A 19,357-nucleotide genomic window follows, 5' to 3' on the forward strand; every position below is an offset into this window, starting at 1 on the left:
CGCTTAACCGTCCGGTGACGATTTTTATAAGCTTTCGCTACAATTTTGTTACGCGCCCCTGGTGCGCGGCCCAATTATGCATCGGAGCCGGAAAGCTCGTCGAAGGTGGAAAGCCCCTTCTTCTTCAGCATCGCATCCGGGCTGGGCAGCTTGCCGCGAAAGGCCTTGTAGGCCTCTTCCGGATCGATCGAGCCGCCGACGGAATAGATGTTGTCCTTGAGGCGTCCGGCCATGACGGGATCGAAGGCATCGCCGGTTTCCTCGAAGGCGGCGAAGGCATCGGCATCCAGAACTTCCGACCACATGTAGGAATAGTATCCGGCGGAATAGCCGTCGCCGGCAAACACATGCTGGAAGTGCGGCGTCGCATGGCGCATGACGATCGCGTCCGGCATGCCGATGTCCGAAAGCACCTCGGCCTGCACCGCCATCGGGTCACCGCCCGCCGGGCGGGTGTGGAACGCCATGTCGACCAGCGCCGAGGAGGTGAATTCGACGGTATTGAAGCCGGCATTGATGGTGCGGGCCGCAAGCACCTTGTCGAGCAGCGATTGCGGCATCGGCTCGCCGGTCTCGAAATGCACCGCATATGTCTTGAGGATATCCGGCACCGTCAGCCAGTGTTCGTAGAGCTGCGAGGGCAGTTCGACGAAATCGCGCGACACGCCGGTGCCGGAAACGCTGGGATAAGTGACGTTGGATAGCATGCCATGCAAAGCATGGCCGAATTCGTGGAACAGCGTGCGGGCGTCGTCCAGCGACAGCAGCGCCGGCTTGCCTTCCGCCGGCTTGGCGAAGTTGCAGACATTGTAGATGATCGGCAGCTCGCCGATGGCGCCGTTCTTGAGCGGCAGCTTGTGCTGCGACTGGAAGGAGCTCATCCAGGCGCCCGACCGTTTCGAGGACCGCGCGAAATAATCGCCGAGGAACAGGGCGACCAGCCTGTCCGCCGCATCGCGGATCTCGAAGAGGCGGACATCGGGATGATAGGCGGGAACGCCCTTCCTCTCGACGGCGCGGATGCCGAACAGCCGCTGCGCCACGTCGAAGCACGCCTCGATGATCTTTTCGAGCTGCAGATAGGGCTTCAGCTCCGCCTCCGAGAAGTTGAAGCGTTCGGCCCGCAGCTTTTCGGCGTAGTGGCGCCAGTCCCACGGCTTGACCCCGTGGTTCTTGCCTTCGCCGGCAATCACGGCGGCCAGTTCCGTTTCCTCCTCGCGCGCCCGCGCCACCGCCCGGGCCCAGACCTTGCGCAACAGGTCGTTGACGGCATCCGCGGTCTTGGCCATGGTGTTGTCGAGCTTCAACGCGGCGAAATTGTCGTATCCCAGGAGCTTCGCCTTTTCGGCCCGCAACGCCAAAGTCTTTTCGACGATCGCCCGGTTGTCGGTGTCGCCGCCATTGGCGCCGCGCGCCGTCCAGGCTCTGAATGCCTGCTCGCGCAGGTCGCGGCGATCCGAAAAGGTCAGGAACGGCTCGATGATCGAACGTGACAGCGTCACGGCATATTTGCCCGGTTCGCCGCGTTCGACGGCAGCCGCCGCCATGGCGTCGCGCACGAATTCCGGCAGGCCCGCCAGTTCCGCTTCGCCGTTCAGCATCAGGAACCAGCCTTTTTCATCGCCCAGCACGTTCTGGCCGAACCTGGCGCCAAGGCCGGCCAGTTCCTCATTAATGGCCGCCAACCGGTCCTGCTCGGCCTTGGGAAGCTTGGCACCGGACTTGACGAAACCTTTCCAGTGGCGTTCCAGCACCCGCTGTTCTTCCAGTGTCAGGCCAAGCGCCGCCTGGCTTTCCCACAGCGCGTCGATGCGGGCAAACAATACGGCGTTCATGCCGATCTTCGAATAATGCCGCGACATTTTTGGCGCGATCTCGCGCTCCAGCGCCTGGATCGCCTCGTTGGTATGGGCGCCGGCGCGATTCCAGAACAGCGCGGAGACGCGGGAAAGATTGTCGCCGGCAATTTCGAGCGCCACGATGGTATTGGCAAAGCTTGCCGGCTCGGCATTGCCGGCAATCGCATCGATCTCCGCCTCATGGTCGGCCAACGCCGCATCGAAGGCCGGCGCGAAATCGCCGTCACTGACCGCATCGAATCGCGGCAAGCCATGCAGGCCGTTCCATTCGACAAGCGCGGGATTGAGGGAGGCATTGAGATCGGCATGAGACGGCATCGGTCATTCCTTCGGCCTGCAAAATGATGCCGCTTATATAGGCGATGCGAAACCGATTTCCTACCGGCGGCGACAAGGCCGAACCAGGCGTTCTCCCAAAAATAGCAGGCAAGAAATCATATACAAAAATTAACGATTTGTTAACGATTGACGCTACTGCGCAATAGACGGTAAAATTGCAGGCATATCCGGCGCGAAGGATTTTTTTGCCATGGAGATTTATTCATTACGTTCTTACTACAATAGTACATTCCGAAACAGCACCAATAAAAATACCAAGACGCCCGGCATTGAAATCGAAACGGCCAATCCCGTTTCCAACGCAGCGCAGACATCGGAGCAAAACGCTTCAAACCTCGATTTCTCGTCGATGACGCCGCGGGATCTGCGCGAAGTTGCGCGCGTCGGCCTGGAAGACGGCCTCATCGATCAGGAGACCTTCGCGACGATTTCCGAAGGCCTGCCGATGCAGACCATCGACGTCAACGGCCGAATCGTCGACTTGTCGGATATAGGCGACAACACGCCGTTCAATTTTCGCGATTATTACGAAAGCCAGCTGGACATCGCCATGTCCATCGGCAGCGGGTCCTCTGCCGAAGTGCTGCGCTCGATCATGAGCTTCATCGGCAACGGCCGGTAAACGCCACGCCGCGCGCCGAACCGCGAGTCACCATTGGCGAAATTGCCCTCGGCCAGCGAAAAAGATCCCGTCAGGGTTTGCGCCATCCCAACAGGCCCGGCGCCGCGTGCCACAGGGCCTGCACCGCAAATCCCATGAACAGCACCCCGGACAGACGCACGATCAGCCGCTCGTGCGCCCGATAGAACTGCCGGACGATGCGGGCGCCGATGATGGCGATCAGGATGGCATCGGCGACCAGAAACCCGACGAGCGATACGCCGAGCAGCATCGGCAACGTTTCCAGTTCCAGCGCATCGGCCGAACCGGCCAGAAGCGCGGTGAAGGTCGCCAGCGCCACAGGATATCCTTTCGGATTGGTCACACCGAAGATGAGACCACGCTGCAGCGGACGCTCCACCACCATCAGCGCCTGTCCGGGCGCCCGCGGCTTGGCATTCAGCGCCGACCAGCCGATCCAGGCGAGATAAAGCCCGCAGAAGACACCGAGAATGTCGAACACCGTCGTACCGACGGTGCGGGCGCCGACGATGGCGACGAGAGCCAGCGACGACCACAAAAGATCGCCGATCAGATGGCCCATCATGAACAGCGCACCCGCCTTGCGCCCCTGGCCTGCACCAATACCGAGCAAGGCAAGAAATGCAGGACCCGGAATAAGTACATAGAAGAGGGCTGCCAGAAATGCGCCCGTTAATAAAGTCTGCGACATGAAAATTTCCCTTGCTATGCACAGAGTAAGGGGCTTGAAACTTTCGTCAAGTGCTCCACACTGAAGCGCAACCATTCGATTAAAATTCGCAACTGGCCGCGTGTCGCGGCGAAACGATATAGATGCCAAAAAAGCTTAGTGCAGACTCCCTGGGTTTTCTCATCACTGACAGTGCGCGACTGATGCGCATGACGTTCGAAAAGCGCATTGCCGATGCCGGTCTCAACCTCACGCCTGGCGAGGCGCGCACGTTGCTGCATGTCGCCATGGACAACGGCAGCCGCCAACTCGACCTGGCGGCACGCATGGGCGTGGAACCGATGACCGTCTGTACGTTCCTCGACAAGCTGCAGGCCTCCGGCCTGATCGAGCGGCAGCAGGACCCGGCGGACCGCCGCGCCAAGAAGATCGTTCTGACGGAGACGTCGGACTCGATGATCGATTCCATCAATATCGAACTGCAGTCGCTGATGGCCGAAGCGACCCGTGGCATCGGCGAGGAAACCAAGCTTCTGATGCAGGAAGCGCTCGGCACGTTCCGCAACAACCTGCAGAAGATGGCACGGTAAGGGTTTTTCACACCGTCCCGCTCAGGGCCGGGAAACACGATTTCAGATATAAAGCCGCGAGAACGATCCCGCGGCTTTTTCGTTTCCCGGATGCCTTACAGCATGTCGCGCAAAAGCGTGAGGGCGAATCTGAAAGATCGCCAAACGCTTGCCTCGGCTTATTTGCCGAGGTTGCGCTTGGCAAGCGTGCGCAGGCGCAGCGCGTTCAGCTTGATGAAGCCGGCTGCGTCCTTCTGGTCATAGGCGCCCTGGTCGTCCTCGAAGGTGACGAGCTTGTCGGAATACAGCGACTTTTCGCTTTCGCGGCCAATGACCATGACGTTGCCCTTGTAGAGCTTCAGGGTCACTTCGCCTTCGACATCCTTCTGCGACAGGTCGATGGCGGCCTGCAGCATCTGGCGTTCCGGCGAGAACCAGAAGCCGTAATAGATCAGTTCGGCATAACGCGGCATCAACTCGTCCTTCAGGTGCGCTGCACCGCGGTCGAGCGTGATGGATTCGATGGCGCGGTGCGCGGCAAGCAGGATCGTGCCGCCAGGCGTCTCGTAGACCCCACGCGACTTCATGCCGACGAAGCGGTTCTCGACGAGATCGAGACGGCCGATACCGTTGTCACGGCCGTAGTTGTTGAGTGCAGCCAGCAGCGTCGCCGGCGTCATGCGCACGCCGTTGATGGAGACGGCATCGCCGCGCTCGAAACCGATCTTGATGACCGTCGCCTGGTCGGGAGCCGCTTCCGGGGAAATCGTGCGCATATGCACGTATTCAGGAGCTTCCTGGGCCGGATCTTCCAGAACCTTGCCTTCCGAGGAGGAGTGCAGCAGGTTGGCATCGACGGAGAACGGCGCTTCGCCCTTCTTGTCCTTGGCGACCGGAATCTGGTGCTTTTCGGCAAAGTCGAGCAGGTCGGTGCGGCTCTTGAACGACCAGTCGCGCCACGGCGCGATGATCTTGATGTCGGGGTTGAGCGCATAGGCCGAAAGCTCGAAACGCACCTGGTCGTTGCCCTTGCCGGTCGCGCCGTGGGCGATGGCATCGGCGCCGGTCTTGCGGGCGATGTCGATGAGGTGCTTGGAGATCAGCGGGCGGGCGATCGACGTGCCGAGCAGGTAGACGCCTTCATAGACCGCATTGGCGCGGAACATCGGGAAGACGAAGTCGCGGACGAATTCCTCGCGCACATCCTCGATGTAGATTTCCTTGATGCCGAGCATCTCGGCCTTCTTGCGCGCCGGCTCCAGCTCTTCGCCCTGGCCGAGATCGGCGGTGAAGGTGACGACCTCCGCGCCGAGTTCCGTCTGCAGCCATTTCAGGATGATCGAGGTGTCGAGGCCGCCGGAATAGGCGAGGACGACTTTCTTTACGTCTTTGTGTGATGCCATGGTGAAGGGTCCGTCTGAGAGCCTGAGGCGGCTCGCGCCGCCTTTCGAATGGCCGGCACTTTTATCGAGATTGTCGCCGTAAGCAAGGAAAACCGCGCACAACCGGCCGCTTCTGCGCGTCAGAGATGCGCACCGTTATTCATACGGCGATGCAGGATACGGATGATGCGGACGTTGCTGACGGTTTCCTTGTAGATTGTGAATGGGAACCACATGCGAAGGCTCGATAACCGGGTTTAATGCTGTCGATGCTCCGGCCATGCCTGCTGCTGTTTGCCAGATCGGAAAAGCAGGTTATGAGGTCACCATAATCGAAAGATCGGCCTGTGTAGCAGACCATTTCTCCATCGTGTAACGCCAGATCACCTCGATATCCTGGCGCGCCTTGGGCTCCCCCTCGGTGATCGCTCCCTTGATGGCCTCGATCTCCGCTTCCCGCCGCAGCAGTTACAGGGCCGCGTCCACGACGTCCTCGGCCGTGCGGAACCGTCCCTTGTCGATCTGCTCGCCGGTGAAGGCGCCCATGCCTTCATCGATGGCAACGGATGTCACTTTGCCCACACCCACATCCTGTATGTTTGACTTATCCGGCAAACATACCATATCTGCCGCTGCCGACAATGATCCGCGAAAGGAGCAAAGACATGGCCGATACCCATTCTGCTTTTGCCAAATCGAACGTGGCCGTCGTCACCGGTGCAGCCTCCGGCATCGGACTTGCCGCCGCCAAGGAGTTTGCACGGCGCGGCATGAGCGTCGTGCTCGCCGACCTCGGCGGAGACAAGCTGGCACAGGCCTGCGAAGAGACCGTGGCGCTTGCCGAAGGCGGCGTGGAGCACGTCGCCGCCATCGAAACGGATGTCTCGAAGCTCGATTCACTCGAAGCCCTGGAGCGGGCGGTGGTCCAGCGTTTCGGCCGTGTCCACGTGCTGATGAACAATGCCGGCATCCAGCCGGGTTCGTCAATCTTCGGCCCGCAGGTCGCCTGGGACAATGTGCTGGGGGTCAACCTGATGGGTGTGGTGAACGGCACGCGCACCTTCGGGCCCGGCATGATCGCCCACAAGGACCCCGCCATCATCATCAACACCGGCTCGAAGCAGGGCATCACCACCCCGCCCGGCGACCCGGCCTACAATGTCGCGAAAGCCGGCGTCAAAGTTTTCACCGAAGCCTTGCAGCACGAATTGCGCAACACCGAGAACTGCAATGTCACCGCGCACCTGCTGATCCCCGGCTTCGTCTTCACTGGCCTGACCGCCAATGGCCGCACGGAAAAGCCTGGTGGCGCCTGGACGGCGGACGAAACGATCGCTTTCATGATGAAGAGCGTGGAAAGCGGCGATTTCTACATCCTCTGCCCCGACAATGACGTCGACCGCGCCACCGACGAGCGCCGCATCCTCTGGGCCGCCGGCGATATCGTCGAAAACCGCCCGCCGCTGTCGCGCTGGCACATCGAGTTCTCCGACAGGTTCAAGGCATTCCTCGCACGCGGCAAAGAATGACGGGGCGACGCACCACCGGCAAGCTCGGCAAAGCGACGACGAACGATGTTCTTCAGGTCTGCAGACGCGGATAGACGCAAAAGGCCTGCCGTATCCTCATGAACCGGCACCGGGCGATCGATGCCGGAATGACCGCGGTTGACGTCTCAGCCGATCAGCAGCGCATCGTCATCGAGCGTTTCGCCGCGCATCTTGCGGAACATGTCGATCAGGTCTTCGACCTGCAGGTTCTTGCGGTTGTCGCCGGCGACATCCAGCACGATTTCGCCACCGTGCAGCATCACGGTACGGTGGCCGAAATCGAGTGCCTGGCGCATCGAATGCGTCACCATCAGCGTCGTCAGCTTGCGTTCGGAAACGATTTTTTGGGTCAGTTTCATGATGAATTCGGCCATGCCCGGATCGAGGGCGGCCGTGTGTTCGTCAAGCAGCAGCACTTCGGAGCCGGCCAGCGTCGCCATCACCAGCGACACGGCCTGCCGCTGGCCGCCAGAGAGCAGGTCCATGCGGTCGCGCATGCGGTTTTCGAGGCCAAGGTTCAGTTCGGCGATCCGTTCGCGAAAATGCTCGCGACGCTTCGTGCCAAGCGCAGCGCTGAGGCCGCGCTTTTCGCCGCGACGGGCCGCCAGCGCCAGGTTTTCCTCGATCGACAGCGCACCGCAGCTACCGGTGAGCGGATCCTGGAAAACGCGGGCGACGAGGCCGGCGCGGCCGGCGGTCGCTACTTTGGTGACGTCGGTCGAGCCGATCAGGATCTGGCCTTCGCTCGCCAGCACGTCACCGGCGAGAACGCCGAGCAGCGTCGATTTGCCGGCGCCGTTCGAGCCGATGACGGTGACGAAGGAACCCTGCTCGATCGTCAGGCTGACGCCGTTCAGCGCCTGCTTCTGCAGCGGCGTGCCCTTGCCGAAGACGACCTTGATATCCTTGAGCGCGATCATGCGGCACCTCCACGGCGCAGGCGGGGAAGAATGAGGGCGATCGTCACGAGGAATGCGGTGACGAAATTGAGGTCGGAGGCCTGCAGTCCCAGCACATCGCTCGAGAGAGCGAGCTGGATGGCGATGCGATAGAGGATCGAACCGAGCACGCAGCCGATCAACGCCAGAAGGATGGCGCGGGCGCCGAGCAGCGTCTCGCCGATAATGACCGCCGCCAGCCCGACGACGATGGTGCCGACACCCGACGTCACGTCGGCAAACCCGTTGGTCTGGGCAAACAGCGCGCCGCCGAGCGCCACCAGCGCATTGGAGATCGCCATGCCGAGATAGATCTGCCGGCTGGTGGACACGCCCTGCGCCCGCGCCATGCGCGCATTGGCACCGGTCGCCCGCATCGCCAGACCGGCATCGCTTTCCAGGAAGCGCCAGACGATGATGAGCGCTATGACGACGAGGATGCCGACGAACAGCGGACGGACATAAAAATCACGCAGGCCCAGGCCGAAGAACGGGCTGAGCATGGTATCTGCATTGATCAGCGCCACGTTCGGCTTGCCCATCACCCGCAGGTTGACCGAAAACAGCGCGATCATCGTGAGGATCGATGCAAGCAGGTTGAGGATGCGGAAACGCACATTGAGCAGCGCCGTCACCATGCCGGCAGCCGCACCGGCAACCATGGCGATCGCCGCGGCCAGCCAGGCATTGACACCGGCGATGATCAGCACCGCTGTCACGGCAGCGCCGAGCGGAAAGGACCCGTCGACCGTCAGATCGGGAAAATCGAGCACCCGGAAGGCAAGATAGACGCCGAGGGCGACGAAGGCATAGACCAGCCCCAGCTCCACGGCTCCCCAAAAAGCGATCACACTCACGGTTTTCGGCCCTTCTTCTCTGGCCCCGCCCTCCGGCGAGGCACCTCGTTATAATAGACGAACCGCCCTCATTGTCATGAGGGCGGCCGGCATTGGCAAACAGGATGGCGGGAAGTGCCGCCTTATTCGATGGTGCGGGTGGCGCGCTTGACGACGCTTTCCGGCAGGGTGACGCCCATCTTGGAAGCGGCGGTCTTGTTGATGACCAGATCGCTGCCGGCGGCAACCTTCACGGCGATATCGCCCGGATTTTCACCCTTGAGGATACGCACGACCACTTCGCCGGTCTGCTTGCCGACATCATGGTAGTTGAAGCCGAGAGCGGCGATCGAACCACGCGAAACCGAATCCGTATCGGCGGTGAACAGCGGCAGCTTGGCTTCCTCGGCAACGGCAACCGCGCCTTCGAGCGCCGAGATGATCGTGTTGTCGGTCGGGATATAGATGGCATCGGCACGGCCGACCAGCGCGCGGGCAGCGCCCTGCACTTCGGCCGACTTGGTGGCGGCGGATTCGACCACGGTCAGGCCGGCCTTTTCGGCTTCGGCCTTCAGGACGGCGAGCAGCGATACCGAATTGGCTTCGCCGGAATTGTAGAGGTAGCCGATCGTCTTGACGTTCGGCAGGATTTCCTTGATCAGCGCCACATGCTCGGCAACCGGCGACATGTCGGACAGGCCGGTGACGTTGCCGCCCGGCTTGTCCATGTCCTTGACGAGCTGCGCGCCGAGCGGATCGGAGACGGCAGTGAAAACCACCGGGATATCGCGGGTGGCGGAAACGACCGCCTGCGCCGACGGCGTAGAGATCGGAACGATGACGCTGGGCGCATCACCGACGAACTGGCGGGCGATCTGCGCCGCGGTGGCCGGATTGCCCTGGGCGGACTGGTAGACGAAGGTCAGGTTTTCGCCTTCCTTGTAGCCGGCAGCCTCCAGCGCTTCCTTGACGCCGTCGCGGGCGGCATCGAGTGCCGGATGTTCGACGATCGCCGTGACGGCAACGGTGACGTTTTCCGCGCTGGCGGGCAGGATGAACGCCACGCTTGCGGCAAAAGCGAGCAGGATTGAACGCATGATGACCTCCGAGAGTAAATTTTAGGCGTTGTAGGTAAGACTTGCCTAAAAATCAATCTCTCGCCGGTTCTTGAACGATCAAACTTGTTGATCAGTCGTCTTCGCCATGGTTGGCGATCATCATCGCCTCGAAGGCCAGGCGTTCCGTCTTGCGCATCCGTTCGGATTCCGACTTCAGCTGACCGCAGGCGGCGAGGATATCGCGGCCGCGCGGTGTGCGGATCGGCGAAGCGTAACCGGCGGCATTGATGAAATCGGCGAATTTCTCGATCGTCGCCCAGTCGGAACACTGGTAGTTGGTGCCCGGCCACGGATTGAACGGAATCAGGTTGATCTTCGCCGGAATGCCTTTCAGCAACTGGATCAGGCCCTTGGCGTCCTCCAGGCTGTCGTTGACATCCTTCAGCATCACATATTCGAAGGTGATGCGCCGGGCATTCGACAGGCCGGGATAGGCGCGGCAGGCCTCGATCAGGTCCTTCAGCGGATATTTCTTGTTGATCGGCACCAGCATGTCGCGCAGGTCGTCGCGCACCGCATGCAGCGAGATCGCCAGCATGACGCCGATCTCCTCGCCGGTGCGATAGATTTCCGGCACGACGCCGGAGGTCGACAGGGTGATGCGGCGCTTCGATAGCGACAGGCCGTCGCCATCCGAGGCGATCAGCAGCGCCGTCTTCACCGGTTCGAAATTGTAGAGCGGTTCGCCCATGCCCATCATGACGATGTTGGTGATCTTGCGGCCTTCGGCCGGGATGATCGCGCCCTGCGGCGTATCGCGGTCCGGGAAATCGCCGAGCCGGTCGCGGGCGAGCAGCAACTGCGAGAGAATTTCTTCCGCCGTCAGGTTGCGCACCAGCTTCTGTGTGCCGGTGTGGCAGAAGGAACAGGTGAGCGAACAGCCGACCTGGCTGGAGATGCACAGCGTGCCGCGGCCCTCTTCCGGAATATAGACGGTCTCGACCTCCACAGGCCGGCCGGCGCCGCGCGGCGGGAAACGCAACAGCCACTTGCGCGTGCCGTCATTGGAGACCTGCTCCTCGACGATTTCGGGGCGGGCAATGGTGAAATGCTTCTTCAGCATTTCGCGCATGTCCTTGGCGACGTTGGTCATCGCATCGAAATCGGAGACGCCGCGGATATAGAGCCAGTGCCAGATCTGGCTGACGCGCATGCGCACCTGCTTTTCCGGAATGCCCTTTTCCTTCAGCGCCTCGGCCATATCCTCGCGCGTCAGGCCGATCAGCGACGGTTTTACGGCGAAATCGGCGGGCCGGAGCGGCGGCGGCGCCTTCGCCGGCGCACGGTCGATCGTCGTTTCAGTGGCATCCATGTCGAACAATCCCAGGGTCTCAATAGCTGCACCCCGCCGAGACATCGATCCGGCAAGCACAGGCTGAATGAAAAGAAGATGGGGCGGACGGGCCGCTTGACGGCCAGGAGGCGTTCGCCCAGATTGGCTGCGCTTTAGCATTAAATTGCGGGCGCGTCACCCACCGGCTGCAAAAACAGTAAAGGCCGGTCAACGACCAGCCTCCACCTCAAGGTTTCTCGGGCAAAAAGCTTATTTGCAGCTCTCGATCTGCTTCAGGGCCGCCGAAATGCCCTGCAGGGAATAAGCGTAGCTGGTGACAGTGCCCTTGCGGGAGGTCGCCTTGACCGTCATCGACTTGCCGGTCTTCATGGCCATGACGAGCGCCGGTTCTTCGGCGGCATTCTCGACCCAGGCCGCGCGCTCCTTGACGAACATCACGAAGGTCTTGTTGTCGATCGTAACGTTGACCTTGGAATTCTCCTTCATGACGTAGCCCATCATAGCCTGCGGCTCGTAGGAGATATTCTGCCCCGGCCGCTGCGACACGATGAAGAAGATATCGCCGTGATCGACGTTCGCCGGCTCCTTCGCGGTCGGCACGGACAGAACGTAACAGACATTGCTGTTGCCCGATTTGTAGGAATAGGCGCCCCAGGCCTTGAACTGCTGGATCCGGGTCGGAGATTGAGCAGAGGCAACGCCAGCGCTGGCCAAAATCAGGATAAGTGCGGTTGTGAAACTTCTTACGAACATGTTTTCCTGCCGGTTTTATTGCCATCAATCGCCGGCCGACGAAGCGGCCAGGCTAAACGTGCTCATGATCTCATTCGTTTTGACTTAATTCAGGTTACCAAACCGTCAACAAGGAAGAGAAAGCCGTTGGAAATGTGCCGCTCCGGGTCGAAGACCGGCCGTTTTGGTCGATTTCTGGACGTATCGGCTGAATTTGACCCGGAAGGCACGCATCCCGAGGGATTTATGACACAAAGAATCGGGCAAGAGTTTGTCGGACGGGCAACCGTTCCCCTGCCGATCACGACGAGTTGAGACTTTCGTCACTCCGGCCGGTCGGCCAGCGCCCGGTCGGCGGACTGGTAGTGCCGTTCATGAATATGGCCGCGGATCATCGCCAGCGCCGTACTCAGCACGGCGATGTCGTCGGAAAAGCCGACCACGGCCAGAATGTCCGGCACAAGGTCCGCCGGCATGATGAAATAGCCGAGTGCCGCCAGCAGGATTCCGCGCACCCGCGTCGGCGTCTGCGGATCGATGGCGCAATAAAAACTCGCCACCACGTCTCGTCCGAAGGGGATATGGCGCACGGCGCGACGAAATTTCGGCCAGAACTTCGCCTTGACCGTCTGCTCCCGCCTTTCCTGCGTCTTCTCGTCGCCGGGCAGGAGAATTTCACCAAATTTGATGTCGTCCGTCGTCACGCTCGCGCCTCCAGGGTCTGCGCAATCCATATGGGGAGCGGTGCCCGGAAATTCAATCGGCCCGCCGCGCCGCCGCCTTGTCCATCAACGATGCCAGCTTGAAATCGAGGTCGCTCAAACCTTTGACCGAGTGGGTGTTGAGCGTGACATCGACACGCGCATAGACGTTGAACCATTCGGGATGGTGGTCGAGCTTTTCCGCCGCAAGCGCCATCTCGGTCATGAAACCGAAAGCCTCGGCAAAATTGCGGAACTTGAAGCTGCGGGTGATCGCACCACCATCATCCCGCAAAGCCCAGCCGGGAACGGTGCCGAGCTTTTCGGCAATCGCAGCGGAACTCAGCTTTTCCTGTTTCATCGCATCCTCCTGAAGACAGAAACAGGATACGGCAAACAAGACGGGTTCGGAACCGCCTAGATAAAGCTCTTTTCCTCGATGCGCTGGCTGACCGTGCCGGAAGCGGCGGGCGCCTCACGCAGCTGGAACACTTCCTCTGTGAGGTAAGGTCCGCCACCCACAGAATCGCGCGACGAAAGAAGGACGAAGCGGCAGACGGTGAAGGGCACCGTATGGAAATCGCCGCGGCCGGCGAGGTAATGCACGACGTCATCGACACGCGACGACTTCAGCCGCGCCAGCGTCACATGCGGGGTAAACTTGCGCGGGTCCGGCGGCAGGCCGATGCGCTGGCAGATCCGCTCGATTTCCGCCTGCAGCGCAAACATTTCCGGAGCCGGCGAAACACCCGCCCACACCGAATGCGGTTTCTTGCCGCCAAACGAGCCGATACCGTTGATGGCGAGCTGGAATTCCGGCCGGTCGATGCGGTCGAGCCGATCGACGACCTCGTCTGCGGTGCGTCCGTCGACGTCGCCGATGAAGCGCAAGGTGATGTGGTAGTTCTCCACATCGATCCAGCGTGCTCCGGGAAGGCCTCCGCGCAAAAGAGAAAGGCTCATCGCCGCATTGCGCGGAATTTCGAGGGCGGTAAACAGTCTCGGCATGGCGAGCTCCCCGAATCTTGTGCAGATGCTCACAGCGAATCACGCAATGAAAATCGGCGCAACCCCTATTTTGTTCCCGACGAGATCATATCCACGAAAGCCTTAACGACCGGCAACGACCGTTCGACCATGACGCCGACGCCATCGGCATTGGGATGCATGCCGTCTTCGAGCTGCAGCTTCGCCTGGGTCACCACTCCATCGATGAACAGCGGATAGAGCGGCACGCCATGCTTTTCCGCAAGCCGCGTATAGATCGGATCGAACTTCGCCGCATAATCGCCGCCCATGTTCGGCGGCGCCAGCATGCCGGCGAGCAGCACGGCAATTCCTCGCTCCTTGAGCCGGCTAATGATCGCGTCGAGATTCTTTTCCGTCTGCTCGGGCGGAATGCCGCGCAGCGCGTCGTTGGCGCCGAGTTCGAGGATGACGCCGTCCGTTCCGTCCGGCACCGACCAGTCGACGCGCGCCAGGCCCGCGGAGGTGGTGTCGCCGGAAACGCCGGCATTGGTGATGGCGATATCGACGCCTTGCGCCTTCATGGCAGCTTCCAGGCGGGCGGGATAGGCATCGTTGGGCGGCAGCTGGTAGCCGGCCATCAGGCTGTCGCCGAAACCGACCAGCTGGAGCGTGCGGGCCGCAGCCGGCGTGCCGGCGACGGCAAAAACCATGGCCAGCATGATGACGATGAATTGAATGCGCCTGGCTTTAAATCTCATGACCCTTTTCCTAAATTGGCGGAGACCATGCCGGCCCGCTCGTAGCGTTCTTCGTTCTTCCCCTCATCCATATAGGAAACGTTTCTTTTGACAAAAACCATCATCGAGCTGAAGAAAGCCGATCTGACCCTGGGCCGCGACGCCGCTTCGGTCCATGTGCTCAAGAGCATGGATCTCAGCATCGATGAGGGCGAGGCCGTCGGCATCGTTGGCCCTTCCGGCTCCGGCAAATCGACGCTGCTGATGGTGCTGGCCGGCCTGGAGCGGCTGGATAGGGGTGAAATCCACATCCGCAACACGCCGCTGCACAGGCTGGGCGAGGATGCGCTGGCCGATTTCCGCGGCCGCAACATCGGCATCGTCTTCCAGTCCTTCCACCTGATCGCCAACATGACGGCGCTGGAAAACGTCGCCGTGCCGCTGGAACTGGCGAATGTGCGCAACCCGTTCGACATCGCCCGGCGCGAGCTGCAATCGGTCGGCCTCGGCGAACGGCTGAGCCACTATCCCGGCCAGCTCTCGGGGGGCGAGCAGCAGCGAGTCGCCATCGCCCGGGCACTCGCGCCGTCGCCGGCAGTGCTGATCGCCGACGAGCCGACCGGCAACCTCGATACGGAAACCGGACGACAGATCGCCGATCTCTTGTTTTCCAAGCAGCAGGAGCGCGGCATGACGCTGGTGCTCGTTACCCACGACATATCGCTGGCCGCCCGCTGCTCGCGGCAGATCCGCGTGCGCTCCGGCGAGATCGCCGGCGACAGCCGCAACCAGCCGGCCGAACAAGCGGCCTTCGCATGACTTCGCTGCGCTCCCGCCTGTGCCTCGCTTTCCGGCTGGCCTTGCGCGAACTGCGCGGCGGCCTTTCGGGTTTTTACATCTTCCTCGCCTGCATCGCGCTCGGAACGGCGGCGATCGCGGCGGTGAACTCGGTTTCGAGATCGATCACCGATTCCATCGCTTCGGAAGGCCGCACCCTGCTCGCCGCCGACGTGCGCTTCGAACTCAACAACCGCGAGGCGACGCCGCAGGAACTCGCCTACGTCCAGAGCCTCGGCGATGTGGCGATTTCGACCGGCCTGCGTTCCATGGCCCGCCTGCCCGGAGGTGCCGATCAGGGACTGGTGGAGGTCAAGGCTGTCGATGACATCTATCCGCTCTACGGCACCTTCGAGACCAATGAGGGCGGCGCCCTGTGGCCGCTGCTGGCACGGCACGAAGACGGCCGCTACGGCGCCGTTGCCGCACCGTTGCTGCTCGACCGACTTGGCCTCAAGGTGGGCGACGAGGTCCTGCTTGGCAATGCGCGGCTGGCGATCGCCGCCACCGTCAAGAGCGAGCCCGACGCCATTTCGGAAGGTTTCGGTTTTGCACCGCGGCTGATCGTCAGCCGCGAGGCGCTGACCGCCTCCGGCCTGATGCAGACCGGCAGCCTCGTCGAACACGTCTACAAGGTTCGCCTGAAAGCCGGCTCGCCGCCGGCGGCCGGCATCCAGCAGGACGCCGCGCAAAAATTCCCCGATGCCGGCTGGTCGATCCGTGCCAGCGACCGAGCCGCCCCGGCGCTCAGCGACAACGTCACCCGGTTTTCGCAGTTCCTGACGCTGGTGGGCCTGACCGCGCTGATCGTCGGCGGCGTCGGTGTCGCCAATGCCGTGCGCGCCTTCCTCGATTCCAAACGCACCACCATCGCCACCTTCAAGTGCCTTGGCGCACCGGCCTTCGTGGTGGTGGCGATCTACCTGTTCCAGATCCTGCTGATCGCGCTGGCCGGCATCGGCATCGGCCTCGTTGTCGGCGCGCTGGCACCGATGGCGGTGGCGCCGTTCCTGGCCGGCTTCCTGCCGATTTCGGCAGCACCGGCGATCTATCCCGGGCCGCTGGCACTCGCCGCCCTGTTCGGCCTGCTGACGACGCTTGCGTTTGCCATCCTGCCGCTCGGCCATGCCCGCGAAGTACCGGCGACCGCGCTGTTTCGCGAGCAGGGCTTCGAGCCGACCCGCCTGCCCTCCTGGCCCTATCTGCTGGCGACAGGCATCATTCTCGCCGCCCTTGCCGCGCTGGTGATCCTGACCGCCTTCGACCGCTTCGTCGCCGCCGTTTTCCTTGCCGCCGTCGCCTTCGGTTTCGTGCTGCTGCGGCTCGTCGCCGTGCTGGTGGCGGCGATTGCCCGGCGCAGCCCGCGCGTCAATTCGCCGGCACTCAGGCTGGCGATCGGCAACATCCACCGGCCCGGCGCGCTGACCTCCTCCGTGGTGCTGTCGCTCGGGCTGGGGCTTGCGCTGCTCGTGACGCTGACGCTGATCGACGGCAATCTTCGGCGTGAACTCACCGGCAACCTGCCGGAGCGGGCGCCGAACTTCTTCTTCGTCGACATCCAGGGCAGCGAGGTCGAGGGTTTCCGCCGGATCGTGAGCCAGCAGGCGCCGGAGGGCAAGATCACCGAAGTGCCGATGCTGCGCGGCCGCATCCTCGCCTTCAACGGCCAGGACGTCACCAAGATGGACGTGCCGCCGAACGGCCGCTGGGTGCTGCGCGGCGACCGCGGCATCACCTATTCCGAGGCCCTGCCCGAAAACGCCAAGCTGACCGCCGGCGAATGGTGGGCGCCGGACTACGACGGCGAGCCCCTCGTCTCCTTCTCCGCAGAGGAGGCGGGCGAACTCGGCCTGAAGATCGGCGACACCGTCACCGTCAACGTTCTCGGCCGCAGCCTCACCGCTCGCATCGCCAACCTGCGCCAGGTGGAATGGGAATCGCTGTCGATCAATTTCGTCATGGTCTTTTCGCCGAACACCTTCAAGGGCGCGCCGCATGCCTGGCTGGCGACGCTGACGGATGCGACGGCCACGCCGGCACAGGAGGCAGCCATCCTGAAAGCCGTGACCAACGCCTATCCGACGATCACCAGCGTCCGCGTCAAGGATGCGCTGGAGATCGTCGACAAGCTGGTCGGACAGCTGGCGACCGCCATCCGCGCCGCTGCCGCCGTGGCGCTGGTCGCCTCGGTGCTGGTGCTCGCCGGCGCGCTCGCCGCCGGCAACCGGGCACGTACCCACGACGCGGTGATCCTGAAGACGCTTGGTGCAACCCGCGCCATGCTGATCCGCGCTTTCTCCTACGAATACATGATCCTCGGCCTGGCGACGGCGGTGTTCGCGCTGTTTGCCGGCGGCGTCTCCGCCTGGTACGTGGTGAGCAGGATCATGAAACTACCCTCCGTTTTCCTCGCCGATGTCGCCGTGACGACGCTTGTCATCGCGCTGGTGATGACGGTTGGCATCGGCCTGGCTGGAACCTGGCGGGTCCTGGGGCAGAAGGCGGCGCCCGTGCTGCGCGAACTGTAAGCGGGCGCCCGTCTGTTAACCAACTACCGTAAATCCGCATCCCGCGGCCGCCGCGCCGGCATTTCCGTCGGGCTGGGCCTTGTAAGCAACACAAAGTCACATCATATTCTTCTCAGGCATGCTGAGGCTTCGCAGCGGCGCCCGGGATATCCCGACACCGTAAATTCTCCGGAGCTTTCGTAAGAGGAAACAATGGCTGATCTTCGTAACTACCAGAACCGGTCGACCTATTCGGGCGCGCAATCCGGTGCACTGATTGATGAGGGCCTGCGCGCCTATATGCTCAAGGTCTACAACCTGATGGCGCTTGGCCTGGCGATCACCGGCGCCGCCGCCTACGGCACCTTTGCGCTGGCGGTTTCGAACCCTGCCTTTGCCCAGCTGATCTTCGTCTCGCCGCTGAAGTGGGTGGTCATGCTCGCTCCGGTCGGCCTGGTGTTCTTCCTGAGCTACCGCATCCACAAGATGTCCGTCGCCGCTGCCCAGACGACGTTCTGGATCTATGCCGCGCTGATGGGCCTGTCGCTGTCGTCGATCTTCCTGGTCTATACCGGCCAGAGCATCGTGCAGACGTTCTTCATCACCGCTGCCGCCTTCGGCGGACTGTCGCTCTACGGTTATACGACCAAGCGCAGCCTGTCGGGCATGGGTTCGTTCCTGATCATGGGCCTGTTCGGCCTGATCATCGCCTCGATCGTAAACATCTTCCTGCAGTCGTCTGCCGTGCAGTTCGCCATCTCGGTGATCGGCGTGCTGGTCTTCGCCGGCCTGACCGCCTACGACACGCAGCGGATCAAGGAGATGTATTTCGACCAGGACGACGTTTCCGTGATGGGCCGCAAGGCGATCATGGGCGCCCTGCAGCTCTACCTCGACTTCATCAATCTCTTCCTGTTCCTGCTGCAGCTGTTCGGCAACCGCAACAACTAAGCGGAACGGATATGAAGACAAGCAAGGCGGTCCTCACGGGCCGCCTTTTTTCATGACCTGCGGGAGAAGCGGTAATAGGAGGGATTATCATCCCCGCAGCCCGGTCCATGCCCTGAGACGGCGAATCGGCCGACGCCTCACGTTTCGACCAGTTTCAGCACCTTGTCGAAAACCTTGAGAACCTGGGAAAGATCGTGCCCGCGCTTCAACACCATGCCGCCGGTGTTGACGACGGAAAAGGCTCCCTGCTTGGCCGCCAGCTTCGGATTTTTTTCGATGCGGTAGAGCGGCATTTCGCCGGAGCGCTTGAAGACGGAAAAGATCGCCTTTTCCTTCGTATGATCAATGGCATAGTCACGCCATTCGCCTTCGCCGACCATACGGCCGTAGATCCACAGGATGGCATCCAGCTCACGGCGGTGGAAGGTCACCGGCAAGGGATCGAGATTTTGCCGATATTCGCGAAGGTCGATGACATCGGAACTGGAACTGTCGATAGATCTGTTTTCGCCGCGGGACAAATCCGGCTGATCAGTCATGGACACTCCTCGATCCCTGTGAATGTAACAGCGCCATGACAGTGTGCCTCAGCTTTACCAAAATGCAAGCCTGGGGAAGGCACGACGCAACGCACGAGATGAGGCGATATGCCGCATTCCGAACAAACCCATGCCCAATTTTGTTGGAATGATGCCTTCCGTGGCGGCGAGGTCCGTCCGCTTTCA

Annotated in this window: 20 protein-coding genes; 6 read left to right on the plus strand and 14 right to left on the minus strand. The window is 62.0% G+C overall.

The genetic code is table 11. The features are described from left to right. Positions 1 to 74 precede the first annotated feature (74 nt). Entirely contained in the window at positions 75 to 2,177 is a 2,103-nt protein-coding gene (locus DEM27_RS16980) for a M3 family metallopeptidase (RefSeq protein WP_109459434.1), read from the minus strand. Positions 2,178 to 2,388: 211 nt separating this feature from the next. Here DEM27_RS16980 and DEM27_RS16985 point away from each other — a divergent pair, with 211 nt between their 5' ends. Further along, entirely contained in the window at positions 2,389 to 2,820 is a 432-nt protein-coding gene (locus DEM27_RS16985; protein ID WP_109459435.1) for a hypothetical protein, read from the plus strand. 70 nt (positions 2,821 to 2,890) lie between these two features. Here the strand turns inward: DEM27_RS16985 and DEM27_RS16990 are convergent, their stop codons facing one another. Then, entirely contained in the window at positions 2,891 to 3,532 is a 642-nt protein-coding gene (locus DEM27_RS16990; protein WP_109459436.1) for a LysE family translocator, read from the minus strand. Between the two features lie 122 nt (positions 3,533 to 3,654). Between DEM27_RS16990 and DEM27_RS16995 the strand changes: the two genes are divergently transcribed. Continuing rightward, a complete protein-coding gene (locus tag DEM27_RS16995; RefSeq protein ID WP_109459437.1) occupies positions 3,655 to 4,101 on the plus strand; it encodes a MarR family winged helix-turn-helix transcriptional regulator in 447 nt (148 codons plus the stop codon). A 158-nt stretch (positions 4,102 to 4,259) separates the two neighbouring features. On the opposite strand, the gene DEM27_RS17000 is transcribed toward DEM27_RS16995, so the two are convergent. Both DEM27_RS17000 and DEM27_RS17005 read right to left on the minus strand, forming a co-directional pair. Beyond that, a complete protein-coding gene (locus DEM27_RS17000; RefSeq protein ID WP_109459561.1) occupies positions 4,260 to 5,483 on the minus strand; it encodes an argininosuccinate synthase in 1,224 nt (407 codons plus the stop codon). Positions 5,484 to 5,930: 447 nt separating this feature from the next. Further along, entirely contained in the window at positions 5,931 to 6,044 is a 114-nt protein-coding gene (locus DEM27_RS17005) for a type II toxin-antitoxin system ParD family antitoxin (RefSeq protein ID WP_165823464.1), read from the minus strand. 83 nt (positions 6,045 to 6,127) lie between these two features. On the opposite strand from DEM27_RS17005, the gene DEM27_RS17010 reads away from it, so the two are divergent. Further along, on the plus strand, positions 6,128 to 6,991 hold the full coding sequence (locus DEM27_RS17010) for an SDR family NAD(P)-dependent oxidoreductase (protein WP_109459562.1): 864 nt from the start codon (positions 6,128 to 6,130) through the stop codon (positions 6,989 to 6,991). 146 nt (positions 6,992 to 7,137) lie between these two features. Here DEM27_RS17010 and DEM27_RS17015 read toward each other — a convergent pair whose 3' ends face one another. The 9 genes from DEM27_RS17015 to DEM27_RS17055 all read right to left on the minus strand — a co-directional run bounded on the left by DEM27_RS17015 (position 7,138) and on the right by DEM27_RS17055 (position 14,358). Next, positions 7,138 to 7,932: an ABC transporter ATP-binding protein gene (locus DEM27_RS17015; RefSeq protein ID WP_109459439.1), complete on the minus strand. Its 795-nt coding sequence runs from the start codon at positions 7,930 to 7,932 to the stop codon at positions 7,138 to 7,140. Further along, positions 7,929 to 8,807 (minus strand): ABC transporter permease, encoded by an 879-nt coding sequence (locus DEM27_RS17020; protein WP_109459440.1) that lies wholly within the window; start codon positions 8,805 to 8,807, stop codon positions 7,929 to 7,931. Before DEM27_RS17020 ends, DEM27_RS17015 begins: the two co-directional genes overlap by 4 nt. 122 nt (positions 8,808 to 8,929) lie before the next feature. Next, complete coding sequence (locus tag DEM27_RS17025) at positions 8,930 to 9,883, minus strand: ABC transporter substrate-binding protein (protein WP_109459441.1); 954 nt, start codon at positions 9,881 to 9,883, stop codon at positions 8,930 to 8,932. Positions 9,884 to 9,974: 91 nt separating this feature from the next. Beyond that, on the minus strand, positions 9,975 to 11,216 hold the full coding sequence (gene rlmN / locus DEM27_RS17030) for a dual-specificity RNA methyltransferase RlmN (protein WP_109459563.1): 1,242 nt from the start codon (positions 11,214 to 11,216) through the stop codon (positions 9,975 to 9,977). A gap of 231 nt (positions 11,217 to 11,447) precedes the next feature. Next, on the minus strand, positions 11,448 to 11,951 hold the full coding sequence (locus DEM27_RS17035; protein WP_109459442.1) for an invasion associated locus B family protein: 504 nt from the start codon (positions 11,949 to 11,951) through the stop codon (positions 11,448 to 11,450). Between the two features lie 302 nt (positions 11,952 to 12,253). Further along, positions 12,254 to 12,664: a YkvA family protein gene (locus DEM27_RS17040; protein WP_109459443.1), complete on the minus strand. Its 411-nt coding sequence runs from the start codon at positions 12,662 to 12,664 to the stop codon at positions 12,254 to 12,256. A gap of 22 nt (positions 12,665 to 12,686) precedes the next feature. Next, positions 12,687 to 12,992: a 4a-hydroxytetrahydrobiopterin dehydratase gene (locus tag DEM27_RS17045; RefSeq protein ID WP_109459444.1), complete on the minus strand. Its 306-nt coding sequence runs from the start codon at positions 12,990 to 12,992 to the stop codon at positions 12,687 to 12,689. A 56-nt stretch (positions 12,993 to 13,048) separates the two neighbouring features. Beyond that, a complete protein-coding gene (gene thpR / locus DEM27_RS17050; protein ID WP_109459445.1) occupies positions 13,049 to 13,639 on the minus strand; it encodes an RNA 2',3'-cyclic phosphodiesterase in 591 nt (196 codons plus the stop codon). Positions 13,640 to 13,704: 65 nt separating this feature from the next. Further along, positions 13,705 to 14,358 carry an arylesterase gene (locus DEM27_RS17055; RefSeq protein WP_109459446.1) on the minus strand — a complete coding sequence of 218 codons (654 nt, stop codon included), beginning with the start codon at positions 14,356 to 14,358 and terminating at the stop codon, positions 13,705 to 13,707. 87 nt (positions 14,359 to 14,445) lie between these two features. On the opposite strand from DEM27_RS17055, the gene DEM27_RS17060 reads away from it, so the two are divergent. From DEM27_RS17060 to DEM27_RS17070, 3 genes are all read left to right on the plus strand, one after another. Beyond that, entirely contained in the window at positions 14,446 to 15,156 is a 711-nt protein-coding gene (locus DEM27_RS17060; protein ID WP_109459447.1) for an ABC transporter ATP-binding protein, read from the plus strand. Then, a complete protein-coding gene (locus DEM27_RS17065) occupies positions 15,153 to 17,702 on the plus strand; it encodes an ABC transporter permease (RefSeq protein ID WP_109459448.1) in 2,550 nt (849 codons plus the stop codon). Before DEM27_RS17060 ends, DEM27_RS17065 begins: the two co-directional genes overlap by 4 nt. Before the next feature lie 192 nt (positions 17,703 to 17,894). Then, on the plus strand, positions 17,895 to 18,632 hold the full coding sequence (locus DEM27_RS17070; protein WP_109459449.1) for a Bax inhibitor-1/YccA family protein: 738 nt from the start codon (positions 17,895 to 17,897) through the stop codon (positions 18,630 to 18,632). A 137-nt stretch (positions 18,633 to 18,769) separates the two neighbouring features. Here DEM27_RS17070 and DEM27_RS17075 read toward each other — a convergent pair whose 3' ends face one another. Beyond that, entirely contained in the window at positions 18,770 to 19,171 is a 402-nt protein-coding gene (locus DEM27_RS17075) for a DUF2794 domain-containing protein (protein WP_109459450.1), read from the minus strand. Between the last annotated feature and the right edge of the window lie 186 nt (positions 19,172 to 19,357).

Source organism: Rhizobium album, from assembly GCF_003122325.1.
Lineage (GTDB): Bacteria > Pseudomonadota > Alphaproteobacteria > Rhizobiales > Rhizobiaceae > Metarhizobium > Metarhizobium album.

Bases quoted from the DNA above. Each gene is read 5' to 3' on its own strand.
- DEM27_RS17045 (WP_109459444.1), bottom strand. From the start codon at position 12,992: ATGAAACAGGAAAAGCTGAGTTCCGCTGCGATTGCCGAAAAGCTCGGC.
- rlmN (WP_109459563.1), bottom strand. From the start codon at position 11,216: ATGGATGCCACTGAAACGACGATCGACCGTGCGCCGGCGAAGGCGCCG.
- DEM27_RS17015 (WP_109459439.1), bottom strand. From the start codon at position 7,932: ATGATCGCGCTCAAGGATATCAAGGTCGTCTTCGGCAAGGGCACGCCG.
- DEM27_RS17025 (WP_109459441.1), bottom strand. From the start codon at position 9,883: ATGCGTTCAATCCTGCTCGCTTTTGCCGCAAGCGTGGCGTTCATCCTG.
- DEM27_RS16995 (WP_109459437.1), top strand. From the start codon at position 3,655: ATGCCAAAAAAGCTTAGTGCAGACTCCCTGGGTTTTCTCATCACTGAC.
- thpR (WP_109459445.1), bottom strand. From the start codon at position 13,639: ATGCCGAGACTGTTTACCGCCCTCGAAATTCCGCGCAATGCGGCGATG.
- DEM27_RS16980 (WP_109459434.1), bottom strand. From the start codon at position 2,177: ATGCCGTCTCATGCCGATCTCAATGCCTCCCTCAATCCCGCGCTTGTC.
- DEM27_RS17000 (WP_109459561.1), bottom strand. From the start codon at position 5,483: ATGGCATCACACAAAGACGTAAAGAAAGTCGTCCTCGCCTATTCCGGC.
- DEM27_RS17010 (WP_109459562.1), top strand. From the start codon at position 6,128: ATGGCCGATACCCATTCTGCTTTTGCCAAATCGAACGTGGCCGTCGTC.
- DEM27_RS16990 (WP_109459436.1), bottom strand. From the start codon at position 3,532: ATGTCGCAGACTTTATTAACGGGCGCATTTCTGGCAGCCCTCTTCTAT.
- DEM27_RS16985 (WP_109459435.1), top strand. From the start codon at position 2,389: ATGGAGATTTATTCATTACGTTCTTACTACAATAGTACATTCCGAAAC.
- DEM27_RS17040 (WP_109459443.1), bottom strand. From the start codon at position 12,664: ATGGATTGCGCAGACCCTGGAGGCGCGAGCGTGACGACGGACGACATC.
- DEM27_RS17065 (WP_109459448.1), top strand. From the start codon at position 15,153: ATGACTTCGCTGCGCTCCCGCCTGTGCCTCGCTTTCCGGCTGGCCTTG.
- DEM27_RS17055 (WP_109459446.1), bottom strand. From the start codon at position 14,358: ATGAGATTTAAAGCCAGGCGCATTCAATTCATCGTCATCATGCTGGCC.
- DEM27_RS17035 (WP_109459442.1), bottom strand. From the start codon at position 11,951: ATGTTCGTAAGAAGTTTCACAACCGCACTTATCCTGATTTTGGCCAGC.
- DEM27_RS17075 (WP_109459450.1), bottom strand. From the start codon at position 19,171: ATGACTGATCAGCCGGATTTGTCCCGCGGCGAAAACAGATCTATCGAC.
- DEM27_RS17070 (WP_109459449.1), top strand. From the start codon at position 17,895: ATGGCTGATCTTCGTAACTACCAGAACCGGTCGACCTATTCGGGCGCG.